This window comes from Roseibium aquae (assembly GCF_008711285.1).
Lineage (GTDB): Bacteria > Pseudomonadota > Alphaproteobacteria > Rhizobiales > Stappiaceae > Roseibium > Roseibium aquae.
Genome location: NZ_VXDC01000006.1, coordinates 319,938 through 343,097, shown reverse-complemented (window position 1 = coordinate 343,097; position 23,160 = coordinate 319,938). Strand labels below are relative to the sequence as shown.

The window sequence follows — 23,160 nt, the reverse complement described above, 5'->3', positions numbered from 1 at the left end:
GCAAATCAGGCCGACAACGAAGGGAGGAAGCCAAAATCTTGACCACGGCGTAACCGCCGTTCCATACACAAAAGGCGGGTCAATTCTCGGTGGAAATACCGGGTCAGTTCTCAGTGAAAATCAACAGCGAAGGTTTCCCTTGTCCGGTAGCGGCACATGAAGGCCAGTGACAGTCCACGGGCACCGAGGAACAGCACCATAGCCGCCCAAAGGCCGTGGTTTCCAAACCACGGAAACAGGGCGTAGTAGCTGGCGAGAAACAGGACAAGCGACAGCAGCATCATGTTGCGCATATCGCGCGACCAGGTCGCGCCAATGAAGATGCCGTCCATCTGATAGGCGAGAACCCCGAACAGCGGCCCGAGAGCGGCCCAGACCAGGAATTGGCGGCCCGTCTCGCGGACATCTTCCGCGATCGTCATCAAATCGAGAAAGACCGGGCCGAAAACCGCAAGAATGGCAAAAAGAACCGTGGCGACGGCAAAACTCCAGATCGCCGTCAGCAGCACGGTTCTGTCGAAGGCCTTGCGGTCGCGCGCGCCAACGGCCCGGCCGGCGAGCTGTTCGGCGGCCGTCGCCAATCCGTCCAGGAAATAGGCACTGACCAGCAGGAATTTCTGAAGGATCGCGTTGGCGGCCAGGATCGTGTCGCCCTGTTCGGCCGACCGCGCGGTGAAGAACGCGAAGGCGAACAGGAGCGTGAAGGAACGGATCATGATGTCGCGGTTGAGCGCCATCATGCGCTGAAACGATGCGCGGTGAAACACCTGGCTGAACGCTGGCCAGCGGCTGGATCTGCCGGCGGACAGGACGAGCAGCCCGCCGAGCGCGACGGTCGCGGCCTCGCAGATGACGGTGGCGAGCGCCACCCCCCGGACCTCCCAGCCGAGGCCCAGAACGAACCAGAGGCTGAGGGCAATGTTCAGGCTGTTCAGGACGAGCTGGAGAAACAGGCCGGTCCCCGCCCGTCCCAGGCCGATGAACCAGCCGAGAATGGCATAGTTGGCCAGCAGGAAGGGCGCGCTGTAGATCCGGACGTCGAAATAGTCGGATGTGGCTGCCTGGACCTGGGCGCTGCCGCCCAGAAAGAGCAGGCCAGCCTGCTTCAAGGGAGCCTGTAGAAGGATCACCGCAAGGCTCGCTCCGACTGCGATCAGCAAAGCGCGCAGCAAGGTCGCACGCTGTTCGGTGGTGTTTCCGGCGCCGAGCGCCTGCGCCGTCAGGCCGGTCGTTCCGGAGCGCAGGAAATTGAAGGTTGTGAAAACCAGATCGAAAATGACGCCGCCGATCGCGATTCCGCCAACCAGCGCCGCATCGCCGAGCCGTCCGATGACGGCCGTGTCGACAATGCCCAGGATTGGCGTGGACAGGTAGGCAAGCGTCATGGGCACCGCGATCGCCAGCACCGCGCGATGCGTGACCGGAAGAAGCGCGCGGGGGGCAGGGGCGTCAGTTTCCTGGGACATTCGTTGCCTGGGATGTGGGGGGGCGCCTGTTGATGTGGCTCGTCTTCGCGCAGGCACGCATGGCCGTCAAGGTCGATATCCCGCAGTTTGTGCGCGCGCGGTCTTTCCGAAGCGCAAAGGGCAGCTATAACTCACGCCATGCGCGTGCCCTTTGTTCATCATCCCGACTATTGCGCGGTTCTACCTGCGAACCATCGCTTTCCCATGGACAAGTTCCGCGCCGTTGCGCAGCGGCTGCGCCATGACGGCCTGCTGGGCAACGACGGCTTCTACCGGCCAAGGCCGGCTCCTTTCGAGTGGATTTGCCTCGCTCATGACACGGAGTATGTGGACCGGGTTTTCAACGCGGATGTCACGGTGGCGGTCAGCCGGGAAATCGGTTTCGAGATCCGGCCGGATATCGCGATGCGGGCAAGATGCGCCACCGCCGGAACCGTGCTCACCGGCTATCTGGCCCTCGAGCATGGCATTGCCTGCAACACCGCCGGGGGCAGCCACCATGCACGGCGGAAACAGGGCGCGGGGTTTTGCGTGTTCAACGACGTTGCCGTCGCGATCCGGGTTCTCCAGTCCGCCGGAGCGATCCGCCGCGCCCTGGTGATTGATCTTGATGTGCATCAGGGGGACGGAACCGCCGATATCTTCCAGGACGATCCCAGCGTCTTGACCTTTTCAATGCATGCGCAGAAGAACTATCCGGTCCGAAAGGTGCCGTCCGATCACGACATCGGTTTGCCCGACGGCACCGGGGACCTGGTCTATCTGGGCCATCTGGGCAAGGTACTGGACGAGCTGCTGGCAAGCTTCGTGCCGGATCTGGTTTTCTACAATGCCGGGGTCGATCCGTTCGAGGGCGACCGTCTTGGGCGCCTCGCGCTGAGCCGGACAGGCCTGCGGCAACGGGACGAATTGGTTCTGTCCACTCTGTGGGCCCGGCAGATTCCCGTCGCGGGCGTTCTCGGGGGCGGCTACAGTCAGAATATCGACGAACTGGCCGACCGGCACCTGACCCTTCACAGGGCCGCATCGAAAATTGCGGGCGGCGCAGCCCTTGAAGAGGAGGCAACCGCAGGGATTACGAACGTCCCGTCACGACCCGGATAATGCGCAAAAACACCCAGACCGGCACGACAATCACCGCGCCGATGAGGAAATACCGCCCGAGCGATCCGAGGGCGTCAAACCCCATGTTCCAGATCCGCTCAACGATCTCATAGGCATAGGACAGAAGATCGCGCGGATCGAGGTCGAGGGCAGCCAGAATCACGCCAACGACGAACGACAAAAAGACAAGGCGCAGGACGACTTGGCCCGGCGATCCGCCCATGAAACGGGAAAGGCTGCTGTTGGACATCGTCTGGCTCCTTGCTGCCCTGAACTGCGCCATGTCGATGTAAGGGACGCGGGCGCGGAATGCAAAGTGCCTTGAGGTGTTTGGCTTGCGTATCGGGCGTTTTGTTTGAAACGCCCAAAGATGCGCGGCCCCTCAAGAAGCGATCAGCTCAGGGTGTGAAACCGGTTCCGATTGAACGCCTGCTGATCCGGGGAGATTGGGCTCAAGCAGCCCGGTCCCGATGGCCTCTTGTCTTCCGGATCATGAAAGTTTGGCGTTTTATGCTAAGAAATGAATACGTATGCCAATTACAGGCAAGGTGAGATGTACTACGCAAAAGAGATGGGTGCTGCGGGCACAATTCGATCCCACCGGTTGTGCTGGCTAAATCCTAAGCCACTGAAAATTATCCGATCTTGATGATACTGACTCTGTGTAATGCCCCGTCGATCTTGCATTGAACGATGCTAATGGAACAGCGCGCGCAGAGTGTGGCGACGAATATCGTTGGGTTTTTCGTCAGGTTGCCCCACCCACTTGACGCATGACCCGCGATTCTTGCACGGGTTCGGCACTGCCGGGCCCGTGCCTTTTCCCTCCGCCGGTTATCGCTCCCTGCGCGTCCTTGTTCTTGCCTCCCGCCGCACCTCGCTCGGCGTCATGTCAAACCATCCGCGGACGGCGCGTGACAGGGAACTGAGATTTGAAAAGCCCAGCAGAAATGCGATTTCCTTCAAGCCGAGATCAGTTTCCTTGAGATAGCGCGATGCCATCGTTCTTCGGATGTCGTCCGTCAGGCCGCGAAAGCTCGTGCCATTTTCCTCAAGCAGACGTTGCAGGCTTCTTTGAGACTTGCCGATCTGGGCAGCTACGGTTTCAAGGGTACAGGTGCCGGATTTCATTTGCTCACCGATCACCGTTTTGACCTTGATCAGCGGGTCGTTCAGCGCATTGGCCTCGTCGATTTCCGCCAAAGCCGCGCTTTCGACAATCGAATAAAGGTTCGTTTCTGATTTGGGTGGGCGCAGATCCAGGAACCGCACGGGGATCAGAATGCGGTCGTAAGGTTGTCCGAATTTCAGTCTGTTTCCATATCTGTGCTGGAAACAGGACCCGCACCGGGGCGCGGTAGAGGTCAGGTCGATCCGCAATTCCGGCGTTGGCTGGCCGATCATGTGCTCGATCCTGCTCGTGGCCCATGCGATCTTCGCGAACATGTTTTGCGTCCGCGGGCCAAGGCGGTCGGGTATGTGCCAGGTCAGATAGCCGAAATCAGCGTCTTCGGTGAACTCCATCCGGTAGCAGTTTGTTCGGATCGCAATGAAACGTTCCCAATTCTTCAAGCCGTCGCGCACCGATCCGGCGCAGAGCGCCACATAGTCAAAAATCGGGATGGAGCCATGCGGAAGCCCAGAATAATAGTCAAGCATCGCCGCATCGTCGCCGGTCAGTTCGGCAACATGTTCGAAGGCCGCCAGTAGAACCGCCGCTTCGATGCGTTCGTTTTTCAGCTTTTCCGGACGGGCCGGCAAATCGAATTTCCGGGCAATATCGATCCACCGGAACCCTTTGGATTCAACGAACGGAATGATGTAGCGCAGTTGCTCCGCCTGGGCCCACTCGCGGCTGGGTCCCCCGGTTCGCTCCTTGGCATCCTCGCCGGACTGGGAACGGGGCGCTCTGATCATTTCCTGCGGATCGGAACGGGGCATGACAACCGCTTGTGTTGGGCAGAGGGGCCATGTGTGGTGCCGGCTGCCAAGGGTAGGTTAACTTCACAATACACTCGTGTGACCAGGCAGATCTACGTCTTGCGCAGGAAAGGCTCGATGGTCTCCACGGGCGATGGCGCTGGACGTTTGCGGTCCCGCAGTTGCCGGGGCGAAATCCCAAACCAGCCCTTTACCGCCCGGGAAAAGGTACTGAGTTCGGAAAATCCGGTCAAATAGGCAATCTCCTTCAGCGGCCGGTTGCTTTCGACAATGTAGTGTTCCGCCATTGATCGCCGGACCGTCTCAACCATGGTGCGAAAGCTTTTGCCGTCCTGTTCCAGCAGGCGCTGCAGAGCACGTGCGGACATGTTCAAGTCGTGGGCGACGCCATTCAGCGTGCAGGTTCCGGATCTCAGGTTTGTTTTGATTTGAGCCGCCACGCGAACGAGCTGGGGTCCCTGGTCCAGAAGCCGTTCACTCTCCAGCGCTGCTGCCCTGGCGATGAGCGAGTAGAGGTTCTCTTCATAGGTCTGGTTTTCGGTGTCGAGCAGCTGTTTGCGCAATAATATGCGGTTTTCCAATGCGTCGAAATCGAGTTGGCCGGCATACTTTGAGATGAAGCGGCAAGTGCTTTTGGGCGCTGTCGTTGCGAATTCCAACCGAAACGGCGGGGTTGGCATCTGCAGGAGCCGCTCGAGCCTGCGCACGAAGATTGCGGCGCAGATATACATGCTTTGCCGCCAAGGGCCGACAGCGTCCATGAACCGCCAGGAAAAGATGCCCTGTTCCCCGGTCTCCTCGAAATGGAAATCGATTGCGTTTGTCCTTGTCGCTCCATACTGGACAATGGATTCGATGGCGGCCCGCAATGTCGGGGCATAGACGAACAAATAGTCCCATGTGCAAAATGGACCAGCTTCGACATCGTGAAAGATATCGAACAATATCGCATCGTTATCGATTTCTCTGCACAAGGTTTCCAGAATAGAGCGAAAAGTCGACGCTGGCACGGTGCTGTATGGATGACATAGGCTTTCAGGTGTTAAGCCGTGATCCTTCAGCAATTTCGGCCAGTTTATATCCTTGGTTGCAGCATGAGGCCGTAGGAAGTTCAAATAGTCTGATCGAACCCAAAACTTTGATCGGTCCATAGCTTCTGACATGTGCAGTGGCGTCGGAGCTGGATCATGGCAGACTTGGCGCGTACTGGCAACGTGTTGGCGTGTTTTGCAAAATTCCTCTGGGGTGACGGCGCTTCTTTTCAACTGGGCGGAGGCCCGCGCCTGAGGGCGCGGGTCATTTCACGGGTTCCCCCGATGGATCAGGCCGCTTCCTGGCTTTCGCCGTCGTTGGCCTTCGGTGGGAAACGTCCGTAGAAGGTATCGCCCGTTTTCGCCATCTCGCGAAGCAGTTTGTTCGGCTTGAAGCGCGGGCCCCATTTGCGGGTGAACTTCTTGCAAAGCTCGACAAATGCCGCCGTGCCCATCGTGTCGATGTAGCTTAGCGTTCCGCCGCTATAGGGCGCGAAGCCGAAGCCCAGGATAGAGCCGACATCCGCTTCGCGCACGTCCGTGAGGCAGCTTTCCTCGAAGATCCGGGCTGTTTCCAGAGCTTGCATGACCAGAAGCCGCTGCTTGAGTTCTTCGATATTGAAGGACTCTGCCGGTTTTGGCTGGCCGACCACATCCGGGATCCCCGGCCAAAGGCTCTTTTCCTTGCCCTTGTAGTCATAAAAGCCCTTGGCGTTCTTGCGCCCGAAACGCTCCTGCTTGACGACCATGTCCTCCAAAATGTTGTCGAGGGGACCCTCTACATATTTCACACCAAGATCCTTGCGCGTGGCGGACACGATCTTCCAGGCCAGATCCAGGGCCACCTCGTCGCCCAGGGACAAAGGCCCAACCGGCATGCCGGCCATCTTGCCCGCGTTTTCGATCATGGCGGCCGGAACCCCGTCGGCCAGCATCATCAAGCCCTCGCGGATATAGGTCATGACAACGCGGGACGTGTAGAAACCGCGGCTGTCATTCACGACAATCGGGGTCTTCCTGATGGCCTTGATGTAGTCGAGGGCCATGGCCAGAGCCCGGTCGGAGGTCTTCTTGCCCATGATCACCTCGACCAGCATCATCTTGTCGACTGGCGAGAAGAAATGGATTCCGATAAAGCTTTTCTGCCGTTGGGACGCCTCGGCCAGAGAGGTGATGGGCAGCGTCGAGGTATTGGAGGCGAAGATCGCCCTGGGCTTCATGGCCGCCTCGGCCTTTTCCGTCACGGTCTTCTTGATCTCGCGGTCTTCAAAAACGGCCTCGATCACAAGGTCGCAGTCCGACAGCTCCGCGTAGTCGGTGGTCGGAAGGATCTTGTCGAGCACCTTTTGCTTCGCCTCCTGCGTGCTGCGGCCGCGTTGAACCGCCTTGGTCAGCAATTCGTCGGAATATGCCTTCCCCTTGTCGGCAGCGGCCTGGTCGCGGTCGATCAGAACCACATCGATACCGGCCTGAGCCGTGACATAGGCAATGCCGGCCCCCATGAAGCCGGCCCCAAGGATGCCGACCTTCTTGATCCTGTTCGGCCTTTGATCGGCGGGGCGGCGCGCCAGCTTGTTCAACTCCTGCATGGAGACGAACAGCGACCGGATCATGTTTGCGGCTTCCGGCGTTTGCAGGACTTTCGCGAAGTATCGGCTCTCGACCTGGAGCGCCAGATCCATCGGCAATTGGAGGCCTTCGACGACCGAATGCAACAAGTAGCGGGCACCTGGGTAATTGTCGAAGGTCTCGCGCCGGTAGATCGCATTGGCGGCGGGCCAGAACTGGAATCCGGCGGGCGAATAGATCTGGCCATTCGGCAGTTTGTAGCCCTTCTTGTCCCACGGCTTGACCGGATCGACCCCGGCCTTGAGCATCTTTTTGGCGGCTTCGACAAGCTTCTTCGGCGCGGCAACATCATCGATCAGGCCCATGGACTTGGCCTGCTTGGCCCGCAAAGTGCGCCCCTGGAGCAGGAACTGCATGCCTTGCTGGCTATCGGTCATGCGCATGACGCGCTGTGTGCCGCCCGCCCCTGGGAACAGCCCCACCTTGACCTCGGGCAAGCCCATCTTGAAACTGTCATCGTCCGCGGCGATCCGGGCGTGACAGGCCAGGGCGAGCTCGGTTCCTCCGCCCATGCAGGTGCCGGTCAGGGTTGCCACGAAGGGCTTGCCGCAGGTTTCCAGCTTACGGTAGACGAGGGTCAGCCTGCGCGACCCGTCAAACAGCATCTTGGCCGCGGCTTCCGGATCCTGCGCGCGTTTCACATGGAAATCCTTCAAAAGGCCTTCCAGCATGGTCAGGTCCGCGCCCCCTGAAAAAGCGGCTTTGCCGGATGTGATGACCACACCCTTGATCACGTCGTCCCTAACCACCGCGCCGACGAGAGCCTCAAGCTCATCTATCACGCTCATGTCGATGACGTTCATGGACTTTCCGGGCATGTCCCAGGTCACCACCGCAATCCCGTCCGCATCCGTTTCGAGGGTGAAGTTCGTGTATGTCATTGGTGTTGTCTCCTCCTGCCCGGTGTCAAACGCGCTCGATGATGGTGGCGGTGCCCATGCCCGCGCCGATGCACAAGGTCACGAGCGCGGTGTTCAGATCGCGGCGCTCCAGCTCGTCCAGCACCGTGCCGAGAATCATCGCCCCGGTGGCCCCGAGCGGATGGCCTAGCGCGATGGCGCCGCCATTGACGTTGACGGTCTCCGGATCAAGGTCGAAAGCCTGCTGGTAGCGCAGGACGACGGAGGCGAACGCCTCGTTGATTTCGATGAGGTCGATGTCCTTCATCTCCATCTTCGCGTTTCTCAGCAGCTTCTCCGTCACGTCGACCGGACCGGTCAGCATTAGCGCCGGATCGGAGCCGATATTGGCGAAGGCCTTGATCCGGGCGCGCGGCTTCAGACCCGCTGACTTGCCCGCGGTCCGCGATCCAATCAGGACGGCGGCGGCCCCGTCGACGATCCCGGAGGAGTTTCCAGCATGGTGGACATGCCGGATTTTTTCCACTTCCGGGTGCGCCTGAATGCCGACCGCGTCAAAGCCGCCCATGGCGCCCATCAGTTCAAAGGACGGATTGAGCGAGGCGAGCGACTGCATGTCGGTCTCCGGCCGCATGTGCTCGTCCTTGGCAAGGATCGTGATCCCGTTGATGTCCTTCACCGGGACCACCGACTTGTCGAAGCGGCCTTCCTCCCAGGATTTGGCGGCGCGTTTCTGGCTTTCGACCGCATAGGCATCGCATTCGTCCCGGGTGAAGCCATACTTCGTCGCGATCAGATCCGCTGACACGCCCTGCGGCATGAAGTAGGAGGGGATCGCGACCTGCGGCTCGATCGGCCAGGCCCCGCCGGAGGCTCCGAGGCCGACGCGGCTCATGCTTTCCACACCGCCGGCAACGACCAGCTTGTGCTGGCCCGACATGACCTGGGCGGACGCCATGTTGACGGCATCGAGGCCGGAGGCGCAGAAGCGGTTGATCTGCATGCCCGGAACGGAGCTGTCATAGCCTGCGGCGAACACGGCGGCGCGCCCCACATCGCCGCCAGCTTCGCCAACCGGATCGACACAGCCCAGGACCACGTCGTCCAGCCGGGAGGTGTCCAGTTCGTTGCGGTCCCGCAGGGCCTCAAGGGCGGTTGCGGCCAGACGCACGGTCGGCACTTCATGCAGGGCGCCGTCCTTCTTGCCGCGGCCGCGCGGGGTGCGCACGTGATCGAAAATAAAGGCTTCAGGCATCAGATCCTCCTCTAGATCGGCGGGCCTCAGGCGGCATCCGGCAGCGGATGTCCGGGCATGAGGTCGTAGGGGTGTTTCCATCCTTGCTGGGCCTTGATGCGCTCCAGCCAGTTTTGAATGTTCTCGTATTCACTCAAGTCGATACCGTATTCCCCGTCGTAGTAGAGATAACTGCAAAGCGAGAAATCGGCCGTCGTCAGCTTGGCGCCGGTGGCGAAGGCGCGGGTGGCCAAATGATTGTTCAGTATGGCCAGCGCGCCGCGGGCCCGTCCCTCCAGGAACTTGGTGACATCTGTTTCCCCGGTCCGCGCGATCGCGCGCAGGAAGCGCAGCGGGCCGATCATGCCGGAAAGCTTCTGATTGTCGAAGATGGTCCAGCGCAGGATTTCCCGCCGTTCGTCATCGTCGCTCCACCCGAACTTGCCGAAGATTTCGGCCAGATAGTCCATGATCACCGCTGACTGGGTGAGCAGCCGGCCGTTGTGATCCAAAACCGGAACTTCTCCCATCGCGTTGAGTTCGGCCCGGAATTTCTCCGATCGGGTTTCGCCGTTGAAAAAGTCGACCCAGCTGGGCTCCCAATCCGCGCCGCACAGTTCGAGCATCAACGCGACCTTGTAGGAGTGGCCCGACTGGGCCATGCAGTGAAGAACGTACTCAGCCATCGATCTTGATCCCCTCGTCACCTCACGAACAAGACGTGACTTTACACGCTGAGCGCGTGAAACGCGCGGGAAACGGGCCTGACCGCCACGCCAGACCCGGCCGGCCATTAGAATGCGTCGGCGCTGACGGCCATCATGGTATCGGCGCCGGAGGAAATCCGGGCCAGATGAGCGCCGGTTTCCGGTATCATCCGCTCCATGAAGAACGTGCCGAACGCGAGCTTGGTCTGGAGCCAGTCGGCCTTGCCATTGGCCCCGGTCTTGATCTGGTCGTGGGCCACCTTGGCGATTTTTGCCCACATGTATCCCATGGCGACCAGGCCGAAGAGGTGCATGTAGTCGTTGGACCCGGCCCCGGCATTGTCCGGCTTGGCCATGGCGTTGTTCATGAACCACATGGTCGCCGCCTGCAGGTCGTCCATGCCCTTCTTGAGGGGTTTTGTAAATGCGGCAAGCTCTTCGATCTCGCCGTTTTCCTTCAGGAAACCGTTGACTTCATTGAAGAAGGACATGACAGCGCGGCCGCCGTTCGCCGGCAGCTTGCGGCCCACGAGGTCAAGCGCCTGAATGCCGTTTGCCCCTTCGTAGATCATGGCGATGCGGGCATCGCGCACGAATTGCTCCATGCCCCATTCCTGAATGTAGCCGTGGCCTCCAAACATCTGCTGCGCGTTGACGGCGTTCGCGAACCCGGTGTCGGTCAGGACGCCCTTCAGGACCGGGGTCATCAGCCCCATCATGTCCTCGCCGAACTGGCGGGCTTTTTCGTCTTCCGACCGGTGCGAGACGTCGCCGTGCAGAGCGGTCCACAGAACAAGAGCACGGGCGGCTTCATTGAAGGCGCGGATCTGCATCAGCGTGCGCCGCACGTCCGGGTGCACGATAATCGGATCGGCGGCCTTGTCCGGGCTTTTCGGTCCGGTCAGCGCGCGGCCTTGCAGCCGGTCCCTGGCGTATTCGACGGCATTCTGATAAGCGATTTCCGACTGTGCCAGGCCCTGAACGGCGACCCCGAGGCGGGCCTCGTTCATCATGGTGAACATGGCGCGCAGACCCTTGTTCTCCTCGCCGACCAGCCAGCCCGTCGCCTCGTCATAGTTCATGACGCAGGTGGCGTTGCCATGGATCCCCATCTTGTGTTCGATCGACCCGCAGCTCACCCCGTTGGGGCCACCGACGGACCCGTCATCGTGAACCGCCAGCTTCGGCACCACGAACAGCGAAATGCCCTTGGTTCCCGCCGGCGCGCCTTCGATCCGCGCCAAAACGAGGTGAATGATGTTCTCGGCCAGATCGTGCTCGCCGGCAGAGATGAATATCTTGGTACCGGACAGCTTGTAGCTGCCATCCGGCTGCGGCACCGCCTTGGTACGGATGAGCCCAAGATCCGTTCCGCAATGCGGCTCGGTGAGGTTCATCGTGCCGGTCCATTTGCCGGAAATCATGTTGGGGAGATAGCGCTGCTTCTGTTCGTCGCTGCCATGCAACGTCAACGCCGCCACCGCGCCTGCGGTCAATCCCGGATACATGGCGAAAGCCATGTTTGCGGAGGAGACGAATTCGTTGAAGCAGGCTGCCAGCGTGTGCGGCAATCCCTGGCCGCCGTAGTCGGGATCCGCGGACAAGGTGCCCCAGCCGGCTTGGCAAAAGGCGTCATAGGCTTCCTTGAAGCCTTTCGGGGCTGTGACCCGGCCGTCGCCGTGGCGCGTGCAGCCTTCCCGGTCGCCGCTCTGGTTCAGCGGATGGACGACATCCTCGGAGAACTTTCCCCCCTCGCGCAAAATGGCTTCCACAACGTCCGGTGTCGCATCTGCGAATCCGGGCAGGTTCGAAAACCGTTCGTATCCCAGAACATCTTTCAGCAGGAAAAGAGTGTCGTCGACGGGGGCGCGGTAACTCGGCATGGAAATCCTCCCAGATGAGCCGTCCAGAGTTTCTCATGACGTTTCCGTAAACGTCACCTTGACCGACATATACGGGTCTCCCCGGGTATCAGCAAGTGGTATCCTAGGGGAAGCATGCCGAAAAAATGTGTCTACGGTGGCCTTCCGGGCCGTTTTTCAGCGGGGCAACGCAAACAACGCGGCGCAATGCTGGTTCTGGCGAGGGCTGGCAAAAAAGATAGGAAGGTCAGTTCTGGGAAAGGCCGGCGCGGAAAAGACAAGGCTTTGACTAAGAAGTCCTTGGAAACAAGGGCCGGGAGCGCGGGGCCTGGGCCGGCATTATCTTTTGGGCCGCGACTGAAAAATGTGCGGCGCCCGGCCGGTTGCCGTTTCGTGCCACCCGGAGCCGTGGCCGCCGTGGTCGAATTCCCCGCGATATCGGTTCGAGACCCGCCGGGGCAGCGGGACCTTGGCGGCGGCCGGGAGGGCTATTAACGAGGCCCATGTTCGGCCGCCGCGCCACTTGCCCAGGCATGAAACCGGGCGGCGCGGCGGACCGGGGTCAGGAGTTGGCGGCCTCTTCGGCTTCCTTCTGCTTGAGCATGCCGGACACGATTTCCACAGTACGGGACAGTTCTTCAATAGCCTGTTCGATTTCGTTGCGCTGGTCTTTCAGCACGTCGATCTGCTCGTTGAACTTGTTCAAGGCAACTCGAAGCTGGGTCACCTGACCGTCTCTGAGATCGTAAAGATCAAGCATATCGCGAATTTCGGTCAGCGAGAAACCAACTCGCTTGCCCATCAGGACCAGTTTGAGGCGGGCCCGGTCGCGGCGGGTATAAACCCGGTTCATTCCATCCCGTTTCGGGTTGATCAGACCCTTGTCTTCGTAGAACCGCAACGTCCGAAGCGTGCAATTGAACTCCTTCGCCAGATCGCCGATGGAAAAATGGGTCTTTTTCGTTGTGTCGTCGCTGGCGGGCAGGACATCGACGATTTCATTGTCGCTGAGAATGGAAAGGGCTTCGCTCATACTAGGTCTACTCTTGATCGATCAAGGTCACGTTTTGTCCGTGATCCGCTTATTCTAAGGGTGCTGACACCACCAAAATCCACGCGGCGGATGCGCAGATCCTTGCCGTCGCTGGCCAGCAATGCTTGGCGGTATCCTTACCTTACGTTTGCGTAAAGATCTAGGCTTTGTCTTGGTGAATTTTTTGGTTGCCCGGATTAACCATGAAACTGGCCGGTTTCCGCCCTTATGCGAATCCACCGAAGCGCGATTTTGCATTTGGCAAGGGGAATTAACGCGCTGTTTACCCTAAGGAGACAAAAATTTCCAAGCATCTGCTTGAGCAAAGTATTTTTCACCGTCCAAGCAGGCCGATTTTCCGCGCGGTCAGAAAGACCGCAACACTAGGGTCATGATATGCCGACTTGGAAAAACCGCGATGCAGGACGCCGCGGACGCGACCATGTTGAGGGTGCGGACTATTACGAATCGGATGGCTTTTCCGCGCGAGAGCCGGCGCGGTCCGATGGACCGCGTGCCCGTGCCGAGCGGTTGACCCGCACAGCGACCGCAATCGGCCGTGGGCGCAGTGTTCAGGGTGGCCACGAGCTCGAGGCCGACCATGACCTTGACGAAGTGGCCGATGAACTCGACCGGCTGCTCAATGAGCGTGAAGACCGGTCCCGGTCCACCGCTGCACCGGCCGCGCCCTGGATCGAGGCGGCGCGGAACGATGGTGATCGAACCCGTGGCGAGCGTGCGCACCGCACCGCCCGGGGCCGGCACGCGGATCCTGCACCTGGTGCCGATCATCGTCTTGAAACCGTGCTGGGCGCCCTGGAACGGCTGGACAGGCAGGTTCAGGATCTTGCCGCCAATCAGGCTGTCCCCGGCTCGGGAGCTGGCTCTGATCCTGCCCGGTTCGACGGGCGTTACGGTGAGAGCCGCACCGAACATGCCCGCCCGGGCCGGCGCGGAACCGATGAACGCTTCTTCGAAAGAGACGAGATCGATCCCTACCTCCATGACTTCGGCGATGCCGGCCAGCGCCCGGTCCGGAGCGATGACGACGACGACTGGGACGCGCCGCGCATGCGGCCGGATCGCCGCCGTCATCCCGCGGGCGAAGATGCGCCGATGAAAATGTACAAGGAGCTGGGGCGCCGCATCGATGCCTTGCGCAAACCGCAAGAAGAAGCGTTCGACCAGGTTCGTGAGGAACTTGGCTCCCTGCGAAGCGCGCTGGGCGGCTTCTCCAAAGGCACCCATGAAAAGGTCAACCGTCAGAATGCGGAGCTTCGCCGCCTGGGCGACATGGTCGAGCGCTTGCGGGCAGACCGGCACAACGAGCAATTCGCCAAGGAAATCCGCAAGGAAGTGGCCGAACTGAAGACGCTTGTCGGCCGCACCAATGTCGAAGGTACGCTGGCGAGCCTCGAACACGGCTATGCGCATATCTTGCAGCGGCTTGACGAGTTGTCCCGCGGGGCGGTCGATCCGCGGATTTTGAAAGGCGTCACTGCCCGGCTGAACGAGATCGAAGACGCGTTTGCCGTGCTGCCCCGGTCCGAGCACATTCTGCTGCTGGAGGACCGTGTCGGCACCATTTCCGAGCGGATGGAAGAGCTGCTGCGGCAGCGCGGCCATCAGGAAATCGAACCGCTGCGCGCGGAACTGCGAGAGGTCCGGCAGTTCGTTGAGCATATCGACATTTCGGGACTTCTGGAGGGGATCGACGACCGGATGAAGTTTGTCTCCGGCCGGCTGGACGATCTCGAAGCCCTTGCCCGCGAGCAGCGGGGGCTTGATACGCGCCTGAGCGCGATGGAAGAGCGCATGCCCGCGCCCGAAACGCTCGCCAGACTTCAGGGGCGGCTTGAGGACATCGTCGGCATGATGGCCGAGGACAAGCGCGCTTCGGTTGATGTCGAAGGGCTCGGCGATGTCGGCCACAAGCTCGATGAGATTGTCGGCCGGCTGGACCGGATCGAAAGCCAGCCTGCCGCGATGGCGGAAACCGATGCTCAGGCGTTTGCGACCCTTGCGGACCGTTTGGATGGGATCAACACCAAGATCGAGTTGATCGAGAAGCGGTCGAACCGGCCCATGCCGGTGCTTGACGCATCTTCGTTGAAGGGGTCTTCGGCGGCGGATGCGAAACTCTTCGCGCAATTGCAAACGCGGCTGAATGAACTCAGCGACCGTTTGCAAGCGCCCAAGGATACCGTCACCACCGCTGATCTCGACAAGTTGCGGGCTGAAATCGGGGCGATGCGGGCCTCCGTTCCCGCGCCGTCCTCCACCGAGGCGCTGGAGCAGCGCATCAGCGATCTGGCCGATGCGGTCGCGCGGGGCGGAGACAATCTGAATGAGAGCCGCCTTGAGCAGCTCGCCTCGAAAGTATCCGCGCTTGCGGAGCAACTGGAAAACAACAGTGGACGGGAGTCCCATCTGGACATTGTCACGACGGCCCTGGAACGGATCGAAACCGGGTTGCAGGAAACGCGCCGTGACGTCGTCGACATTGCCAAGTCGGCGGCCGCTGAAGTGGTTGCGGAACAATCCTCTCGGCAAGTCCCCCATTCGACCGAGTATGATGCGGCCATTTCCGGGCTGCAGAACGATCTCAAACGGCTCCTGGATGCCGCCGAAGGCAGCGAGGAGCGGACGCGCAACACCTTTGAAGGTGTGAAATCGGTCTTGAGTTCCGTTACCGAGCGGCTGGAATCCCTGGAACGCTCGAATGTGTCAAAACCGGTATCGGCCGCTTCCCATCCGCCGCAGACGGAACCGGGCGGGGGCTCTGGTCCGCAGGCGGAATTGCTGCGGAAATTGAGCCGGAACCCGCAGGCCGCCGTCACGCCGCCCACCGAGCCGCAGCAGGCCGGCGAGACAGGCCGGGACCGGAAAGCCGACTTCATCGCGGCCGCCCGCCGTGCGGCCCAAGCCGCCTCGGCGGAGGCGTCCCGGTTGGAGCCGAATCTCTTGCGGGGCGCCGCGCGGGACGACTCCGAAGAAGAACGTGGCCGGGAACGGGCCGGTTGGTTCCGCAATGTTTTGAGACGCGGCAAAAAGGAAGACGAAGGCGCGGAAACCTCCGATCCGGTGGAGCCAACGCTGGCGGGAAGCGGTGTCATGGACCGCGAGCCGGTTCTTGCGGGCGATCCATCCGCGGGCTCTCAAGGCAAGGAGGCTGAAGCCGAAAGTGGCGGTGGCCGCCGCAAGGCTCTGCTGTATGCCGCCGCCGCGGTGCTGCTGGCCATCGGCACGCTGCAAGTGTTCAATATGGTCAGCGGGCCTGCCTCCGATGAGGACGCGGTTGCCGTCAGCGACCAGGCTACCCCCGAACCGGACATTGCCGCCGGGCTGCCCGCCGATCCGGCTGGAAATGTGGCGGAAAGCGCCGTGACAGCCTTGGACGCAGGTCCTGCCGGAACCGGTGCCGGAGAGCAGCAGACCGCCGCGGCCAGCGCACCGGAGCCCGACAGAAGCGCCGTTTCGGCTGACGGCCCCGGAGTTTTGGCGGGTGCCGCCAGCGAGGCGGGGGCGGCCTTGCCCGAGCCGGAAATCGCCTTTGCCCCGCCCAGCGGTGTGGACAACGGGTTTGACGCTGTGTCCATGCCCTCTGATGACTTCAATCTGTCCGGCGCCGGGACCGTCCAGTCGGCGAGCCTGATCGCGAGCCTGCCGCCGGAGGGGGTTGGCCCCATCGCCTTGCGCAGTGCGGCCGCAAGTGGCGATGAGCGTGCCGCCTTCCTGGTTGGGGTCAAATTCACGGAAGGTGACGGCGTGCCGGCGGATTTGGCCGAGGCTGCCAAGTGGTATCAGATCGCGGCCGACAAGGGGCTGGCGCCGGCCCAGTACCGCCTTGCCAGCCTTTATGAAAAGGGCCGCGGCGTCGAGCTGGATCTGGACAAGGCGAGAGCCTGGTACGAAAAGGCAGCCGATGCCGGCAATGCGAAGGCCATGCACAACCTCGCCGTTCTTTATGCCGAAGGCGCAGGCGGGGCACCCGATTTCGAGAAGGCCGCGGACTGGTTCGAGCGGGCGGCCGAATACGGGGTGAAGGATAGCCTCTTCAATCTCGGTATTCTGTATGCCCGGGGACTGGGCGTCGAGAAGGATCTGATCCAGAGCTACAAGTGGTTCGCGATTGCGGCCCGCGAGGGCGATCAGGATGCAGCCAAGAAGCGCGACGATGTGGCCAATACCATGGATGAGACAGCGTTGAACCAAGCACGCCTGGCCGTCGAAACATTTACGCTCAAGACCCCGGCACCGGCCGCCAACAAGGTCGCGACGGAGCCGGATTGGGCCTCGTCCGGGGGAGCGGCGGGAGCGACGCCCGTCAATCTGGACAATGTGGTGGACTATGAAGCCATGGTCCGGACCGCGCAGACGAAGCTGAATGCGCTGGGATTCGACACGGGAACACCGGATGGTCAGATCGGGCCCCGCACGCGCAGCGCGGTTCAAGCCTTCCAGCGCAGTGTCGGATTGCCCGAGACGGGCGAAATCGACGCGGCCCTGATGGAGGAACTGGCGAGCCAGCCAATCTGAGCGGGCCGGGGGCTAAACTCGGCCATCGTCCGCACACGATCCATTGACACAGCGTCCGCTTAAGGTTTTACAACCATCATGCTAGCAGATCAGGCGCCCATTGGCGCCTGACAACCATCGGCAAGTCCCGTGCAACTGTATCTGCCTATCGCCGAAATCCCGGTCAATATGTTCCTCATTTTCGGGATGGGTGGAGCTGTGGGGTTTCTATCCGGCCTGTTCGGGATCGGCGGCGGCTTTCTGTTGACGCCTCTTTTGATTTTTTCCGGCATCCCCCCGGCGGTCGCGGTGGCGACCGTCACCACGCAGGTCGTGGCGTCCTCGGCTTCGGCCGTGATGACATATCTCAGGCGCAAGGCGATCGATCTGAAACTGGGCACGATGCTTCTGATCGGCGGCATCGCCGGGTCGGCGCTCGGTGTGCTCTTGTTCGATCTCTTGCAGTCCCTGGGTCAGCTCGACGTGGTGATTTCACTCTCCTACGTGACGTTTCTTGGGGCCATAGGCACCTTGATGTTCGTGGAATCGATCCGCGCCATCCGCCGGCGGAAAACGGGCGTGGCCGTGCGCGCCCGCAGACCCGGGCAGCACAACTGGATCCACGGCTTGCCATTGAAGATGCGGTTCCGGCGCTCGAAGCTCTATGTCAGCGTCATTCCGATCCTCGTGCTTGGGGCCGGCATCGGATTTCTGGGCACGGTTCTGGGGATCGGCGGCGGCTTCATGATGGTCCCGGCGCTGATTTACCTTCTGCGGGTGCCGACGGGCATCGTCATCGGGACATCCTTGTTCCAGATCCTGTTCACCATGTCGGCCGCCACCGTCTTTCATGCCATCGGCACCCAGACGGTCGATCTTGTTCTGGCTCTGACATTGATGATTGGCGGCGTGATCGGGGCGCAGTTCGGCGCCCGGGTCGGACAAAACCTGAGGGGGGACCAGTTGCGGCTGTTGCTGGCGCTGCTGGTGCTCGGCGTCGGTCTGCGCTTCGCGATCGATCTTCTGATCGTGCCCGACGATCTGTATTCCATCGCAATCACCATGGGGGCAGGGGCATGATTGTCCGGATGGCCACCGCTCTGATCCTCTGCTGGGCTCTGGCCGGATCGCAGCCGGGCAGGGCGGAGGAGCTTGTCGCCTCCGTATCCTCTGACACAGTGTCGATTCAGTCCAACTTCACCGGCACCGAGATCGTGATCTTCGGCCAGGTGATCCGCGACACCAACACCATTGGCCGCCGCGGCACCTATGAACTGGCCGTCGTCGTTCAGGGACCGCCTCAGGATATCACCGCCCGCCGCAAGGGCCGGTTTGCCGGTGTCTGGGTCAACCGGGACTATGAGCAGTTTCGGGATGTTCCCGCTTTTTATGCGGTCACGAGCACGGTCCGCATCGGTGACATGGCCGATCGGGTTGTTCTCGACGAGCATGAAATCGGCCTCAACCACCTCAATCTGGCTGTCTCCGGGAGTTCGGCTGTTCCCCTGTCGGAGCGGGATGATTTCCGGGAGGCCTTCCTGCGCTTGCGGCAGCAGCAGGGGCTTTACTCGGAGCGCCATGGCGCGGTGGAGTTTCTGACCGAAACCATGTTCCGCACGACAATTCCGCTGCCGGCCAACATCCCGGTTGGCAACTACCTTGTGAAGAGCTTTCTGTTTCAAGACGGCGTTCTGTTGTCCCGGACCGAATCGGACTTGTTTGTGAGAAAAACCGGCTTTGAGCAGTTCACCTTCGACTTTTCCCGCGAGTACTCGTTCGTCTACGGGATTGTCGCTGTCATGCTGGCCATGTTCACCGGCTGGCTGGCGGGTGTTATCTTCAAGAAGGATTAGCGGAAAGCCGAGACCGGCAGGCGCCCTGCCAGGACCAGCCCGTCCGGTCCCGAACGCAGCACGATGCCTTCGCCCGAAGCCGGAAAGATATCCGTCAGCGCCGTGATATTCACCTGATGGGTGATGACAACGAGCGCGCCCGGTCCTTGCCATTGCTCAAGGATCGTTCGGGCCGCGGCGGTTTGCGCAGGTCCCGCGCTCCTGTTTTGGAAGAAGGAGTTGAAGGCCGGTTCTCTCGTCCATTGTCCGGGGAAGGCAAGCTCGGCGGTTTCCCAGCAGCGGCACCATTCGGACGTCAACACCTGATCGACTCGAATACCGCGATCCCGGAATGTGTTTCCGATTTTCCGCGCATCGTCGCGGCCGGCCGCGTCGAGGTTCCTCTGGGTCTCGCAATCGCCAATCCGGAAGTTCCGTGGATCGCCGGTTCCCGGCGCAAGCGCATGACGGAAAAGCACGATGCCGCCATCCGAAAGAGCCAGCCAAGCTTCTTCCTCAGCCTCGACGGCGGGCGGGATTGCAAGTCCGAAAACAAAAACGAGACATATGGCGGCCCATTGTCTGACTGGCAACATCTCAGAGCTCCAACCGGCATGCGCGACCACTTCCATACGTACCCGCGCCGAGCATGGTTCACGGCCCGGCTTGCGGCTGGAGACGTGGATCGGGATCAGTCGCCGATCAGGCGTGAGGCGGTGAATGGATAGAGCCGGTCGTTGCCGAGCATGAAGGCCGAATACTGGCGTGGCCGGAACACCATGCTGAATGCCCGGTCGGCGACGTTCAGGCCCCCCGTCAGCGCACCAAAGGCCGGCAGAACCATGCGGTTGCCATCGGTCACGAAACAGGCGCGCCGGATGGAGCGTCCATAACGGCGAACCCTTGCGACCGGATGCAAATGCCCCGCGATTTCGCCGGCGACGCGTTCCGGCACCAGGTGCTCCTTCGGCTGGTGCCGGAAGGTCAGTGCGCCCACCGTGATTTCATCCACCGTCTCGCCACAGAGCCGGACCGGCGGGATCGGGTCATGATTGCCCGTCACCCAGATCCAGTCCCGGTTCAGTTGAAGGGTGGCCAGCAAGGCGCGGTAGGCCGGGGGCAGGCGGTCGGAACCGCCAGCGTCATGAAAGCTGTCGCCAAGGGCAATGACGCCCGCCGGATCGAACGCATCGACCACGGCTGCCAGCTTTTCGAGGGTCGCGGCGGTGTCGTAGGGCGGCAACATCACGCCACGGCGGGCGAAAGATGAGCCCTTCTCAAGGTGAAGATCGGCCACAACCAGAAGAGACTGGTCCGGCCACCACATCACGCCACTGTCATGCAGCCCGACGAGCTGGTCGTTGATCTGGATATCATGGCACACCGGCGCAACGATGAATTTGTCCATGTGCGAGGTGAGCGCACTCATTCCATGGCCTCCAGAACGAGATCCCCTGCGGCCTCCGCGAGGATTTGGTCCATTGCTTCGCCATAGACCGGCTCTTTGCCGATTTCCAGAAGAACGGGCACAGCTAGCGGCGAAACTTTCTGCAGACCAATATGCGTGATTCGACCTTTGATCCGTGCAAGAAGTTCGCCGAGCCGGGAGATATCCAGAAGTCCTTCGGCCGCATCGTTCCAGGTGGCTTCAAGAAGGATGTGATCGGGCTCATGCGCCCGCAGGACATCGTAGATGAGATCGGAGGACACGGTCACCTGGCGCCCGGTCTTCTCCTGGCCGGGATGGCGGCGCTCGATCAGCCCGGCAATCACCGCGCAATACCGGAATGTGCGTTTCATGAGGAATGAATCGGCCAGCCAGGCGTCGAGGTCATCGCCCAGGATGTCTTCCTCGAACAGCGTGTCGACCGGGATCTGGCCGCTGGAGACCAAACCGGACAGGTCACTGACGCACCAGATCGACAGGGCGTAGTCATTGGCGACGAAACCCATCGGCCGGGCGCCCAGCCGGTCTAGGCGTTTCGTCAGCAGCATGCCGAGCGTCTGGTGGGCCAGCCGGCCTTCGAACGGATAGCAGACAAGGTAGTGCCGGTCGCCTCGTGGAAAGGTTTCGACCAACAGCCCGTCCCGGGAGGGCAGGCGCGATTTTTCCTGCTGCAGGCGGAGCCAGTCCCGCACCTGGTGGGGAAGATGGCGCCAGCTGCGCGGATCGGCCAGCATCCCGCGCACGCTTGCGGCCAGATAGGTGGACAGCGGGAACTTTCCGCCCTGATAGGAGGGCACCATGGGGGTGTCCGCCCGCGAGCGGGACACATGGACCTCATTTTCGCGAATGCCTTCGAAGCGCAGGATCTCGCCGGCGAACATGAAGGTGTCACCGGCGGTGAGCTGTTCGATGAACCATTCCTCGATCTCGCCCAGCATCCGTCCGCCGCGGCCGACCGGGCTCCGCCGTCCCTGCTCCCGGGATTTTCCAAGGCGCACTTTCAGCATGGGTGCCTCAACGATGGTGCCGACGTTCAGGCGGTATTGCTGGGCGATCTTCGGATGGGCGATCCGCCACAGGCCGTCCTGGCCCTTTTTCAGCTTGGCGTATTGCTCGTAGCTCTTCAGGGCGTAGCCGCCGGTCGACACGAAGCTGACCACCCGCTCGAATGTCTCCCAGGTCAGGTATTTGTAGGTTTCCGCAGAGCGGATCTCGTCGAATGTCTCCGTCAGGTCGAGCGGGGCGGCACAGGCAAGGCCGAGGATATGCTGGGCCAGCACATCAAGGGCGCCCTTGCGCAAGGGAGGCGTGTCCTGGTCGCCCCGTTTCGAGGCGGCAAGCGCGGCCTGGCACTCGAGCACCTCGAAGCGGTTCGAAGGCACAAGCACGGCCTTGGAAGGCTCGTCCATGCGGTGGTTGGCCCGGCCGATCCGTTGAGCCAGCCGGCTGGCGCCCTTGGGCGCTCCCAGGTTGATGACCAGATCGATGTCGCCCCAGTCGATGCCCATGTCGAGCGATGACGTGGCCACAACCGCGCGCAGCAACCCAGAGGCCATCGCGGCTTCCACCTTGCGCCGTTGGCCGACGTCCAGCGAGCCGTGGTGGAGCGCGATCGGCAGGGTGTCGGTGTTGATGTGCCAAAGCTCCTGAAACACCATTTCCGCCTGGCTGCGGGTGTTGACGAACACCAGCGTCACCCGGTGCTGCTTGATCAGCGTGTAGACATCGCCCATGGCATAGCGCGAGGTGTGCCCGGACCAGGGCAGGCGCTCCTCCGTGTTCAGGATGGTGATGTCGGGTTTGGCGCCGCCGGTCACCTGGACGAGAGAGGACAGGACCCGACGCGCCGGGTCGGGCTGTCCAACCAGATAGGCTTGAAGATCCTCCGGCTGCGCCACGGTCGCGGACAGGCCGATGGTCCGCATTCCGGGGCTGAGGCGCCGCAGACGGGCAAGCCCCAAGGCCAGAAGATCCCCGCGCTTGGACGTGACGAGCGCATGCAGTTCGTCCAGGATCACGGTCTTCAAGGACCCGAACAGCTCGGCGGAGCCCGGGTCCGACAACAAGAGCGCGATCTGCTCGGGCGTGGTCAGCAGGATATCGGGCGGTTTTGTCTTTTGTCTTTGCCGTTTGTGCGCCGGTGTGTCTCCCGTGCGGGTTTCGATCCGCACGGGAAGGTTCATCTCGGCGACGGGCGCTTCCAGATTGCGGGCAATATCTACGGCAAGGGCTTTCAGCGGCGAGATGTAGAGCGTGTGCAATCCTCGGCTGCCCGCCATGCCGGGCGGACGCCCGGACCTGCCGTCGAGCTCGACAAGGCTGGGCAGGAAACCGGCTAGCGTCTTGCCCGCCCCTGTCGGGGCAATCAGAAGGGTGGATCGCCCCGCCGCCAGGTTCTGCACAAGTTCAAGCTGATGCGGCCGTGGTTCCCAACCGCGGGAGGCAAACCAGTCATGGAATCGGGAAGGCAGCAAAGCGGGGTCCATGGCCGGGTAA

The 23,160-nt window shown here is 61.6% G+C and carries 16 protein-coding genes; 4 read left to right on the top strand and 12 right to left on the bottom strand.

All coding sequences use genetic code 11. The features are described 5' to 3' along the window. Positions 1-110: 110 nt before the first annotated feature. Positions 111-1,466, bottom strand: coding sequence for an MATE family efflux transporter (locus F0184_RS12000; protein ID WP_150496406.1), 1,356 nt, complete (start codon positions 1,464-1,466; stop codon positions 111-113). A 138-nt stretch (positions 1,467-1,604) separates the two neighbouring features. On the opposite strand from F0184_RS12000, the gene F0184_RS11995 reads away from it, so the two are divergent. Then, on the top strand, positions 1,605-2,570 hold the full coding sequence (locus F0184_RS11995) for a histone deacetylase family protein (protein ID WP_150496405.1): 966 nt from the start codon (positions 1,605-1,607) through the stop codon (positions 2,568-2,570). On the opposite strand, the gene F0184_RS11990 is transcribed toward F0184_RS11995, so the two are convergent. From F0184_RS11990 to F0184_RS11955, 8 genes are all read right to left on the bottom strand, one after another. Next, positions 2,542-2,820: a DUF6460 domain-containing protein gene (locus F0184_RS11990; protein WP_150496404.1), complete on the bottom strand. Its 279-nt coding sequence runs from the start codon at positions 2,818-2,820 to the stop codon at positions 2,542-2,544. The two genes, F0184_RS11995 and F0184_RS11990, sit on opposite strands and share 29 nt — an antisense overlap. Before the next feature lie 584 nt (positions 2,821-3,404). Next, positions 3,405-4,511, bottom strand: coding sequence for a helix-turn-helix transcriptional regulator (locus F0184_RS11985; RefSeq protein ID WP_208998442.1), 1,107 nt, complete (start codon positions 4,509-4,511; stop codon positions 3,405-3,407). A 92-nt stretch (positions 4,512-4,603) separates the two neighbouring features. Next, positions 4,604-5,662, bottom strand: coding sequence for an AraC family transcriptional regulator (locus F0184_RS11980; protein WP_244299138.1), 1,059 nt, complete (start codon positions 5,660-5,662; stop codon positions 4,604-4,606). A gap of 170 nt (positions 5,663-5,832) precedes the next feature. Further along, the gene (locus tag F0184_RS11975) at positions 5,833-8,052 is read right to left on the bottom strand and encodes a 3-hydroxyacyl-CoA dehydrogenase NAD-binding domain-containing protein (protein ID WP_150496402.1); all 2,220 of its coding nucleotides are present in this window, start codon (positions 8,050-8,052) and stop codon (positions 5,833-5,835) included. 25 nt (positions 8,053-8,077) lie between these two features. Next, positions 8,078-9,286 carry an acetyl-CoA C-acetyltransferase gene (locus F0184_RS11970; protein ID WP_150496401.1) on the bottom strand — a complete coding sequence of 403 codons (1,209 nt, stop codon included), beginning with the start codon at positions 9,284-9,286 and terminating at the stop codon, positions 8,078-8,080. A gap of 26 nt (positions 9,287-9,312) precedes the next feature. Beyond that, positions 9,313-9,951, bottom strand: a complete 639-nt coding sequence (locus tag F0184_RS11965) for a glutathione S-transferase family protein (protein ID WP_150496400.1) — start codon at positions 9,949-9,951, stop codon at positions 9,313-9,315. A gap of 107 nt (positions 9,952-10,058) precedes the next feature. After that, positions 10,059-11,855 carry an acyl-CoA dehydrogenase C-terminal domain-containing protein gene (locus tag F0184_RS11960; protein ID WP_150496399.1) on the bottom strand — a complete coding sequence of 599 codons (1,797 nt, stop codon included), beginning with the start codon at positions 11,853-11,855 and terminating at the stop codon, positions 10,059-10,061. Positions 11,856-12,396: 541 nt separating this feature from the next. After that, the gene (locus F0184_RS11955) at positions 12,397-12,867 is read right to left on the bottom strand and encodes a MerR family transcriptional regulator (RefSeq protein ID WP_150496398.1); all 471 of its coding nucleotides are present in this window, start codon (positions 12,865-12,867) and stop codon (positions 12,397-12,399) included. A 396-nt stretch (positions 12,868-13,263) separates the two neighbouring features. On the opposite strand from F0184_RS11955, the gene F0184_RS11950 reads away from it, so the two are divergent. The 3 genes from F0184_RS11950 (at position 13,264) to F0184_RS11940 (ending at position 19,238) form a co-directional block, all read left to right on the top strand. After that, on the top strand, positions 13,264-17,406 hold the full coding sequence (locus F0184_RS11950) for a peptidoglycan-binding protein (protein WP_150496397.1): 4,143 nt from the start codon (positions 13,264-13,266) through the stop codon (positions 17,404-17,406). 129 nt (positions 17,407-17,535) lie between these two features. Next, positions 17,536-18,465, top strand: coding sequence for a sulfite exporter TauE/SafE family protein (locus tag F0184_RS11945; RefSeq protein ID WP_150496396.1), 930 nt, complete (start codon positions 17,536-17,538; stop codon positions 18,463-18,465). Continuing rightward, positions 18,462-19,238 (top strand): TIGR02186 family protein, encoded by a 777-nt coding sequence (locus F0184_RS11940; protein WP_150496395.1) that lies wholly within the window; start codon positions 18,462-18,464, stop codon positions 19,236-19,238. The genes F0184_RS11945 and F0184_RS11940 overlap by 4 nt, the downstream gene beginning before the upstream one ends. Here the strand turns inward: F0184_RS11940 and F0184_RS11935 are convergent. The 3 genes from F0184_RS11935 to F0184_RS11925 all read right to left on the bottom strand — a co-directional run bounded on the left by F0184_RS11935 (position 19,235) and on the right by F0184_RS11925 (position 23,150). Then, a complete protein-coding gene (locus tag F0184_RS11935) occupies positions 19,235-19,813 on the bottom strand; it encodes a histidine phosphatase family protein (protein WP_150496394.1) in 579 nt (192 codons plus the stop codon). The genes F0184_RS11940 and F0184_RS11935 overlap by 4 nt on opposite strands. 95 nt (positions 19,814-19,908) lie before the next feature. Next, positions 19,909-20,646, bottom strand: a complete 738-nt coding sequence (pdeM, locus tag F0184_RS11930) for a ligase-associated DNA damage response endonuclease PdeM (protein WP_150496393.1) — start codon at positions 20,644-20,646, stop codon at positions 19,909-19,911. Next, positions 20,643-23,150, bottom strand: coding sequence for a ligase-associated DNA damage response DEXH box helicase (locus F0184_RS11925; RefSeq protein WP_150496438.1), 2,508 nt, complete (start codon positions 23,148-23,150; stop codon positions 20,643-20,645). Before F0184_RS11925 ends, pdeM begins: the two co-directional genes overlap by 4 nt. Positions 23,151-23,160: the final 10 nt, after the last annotated feature.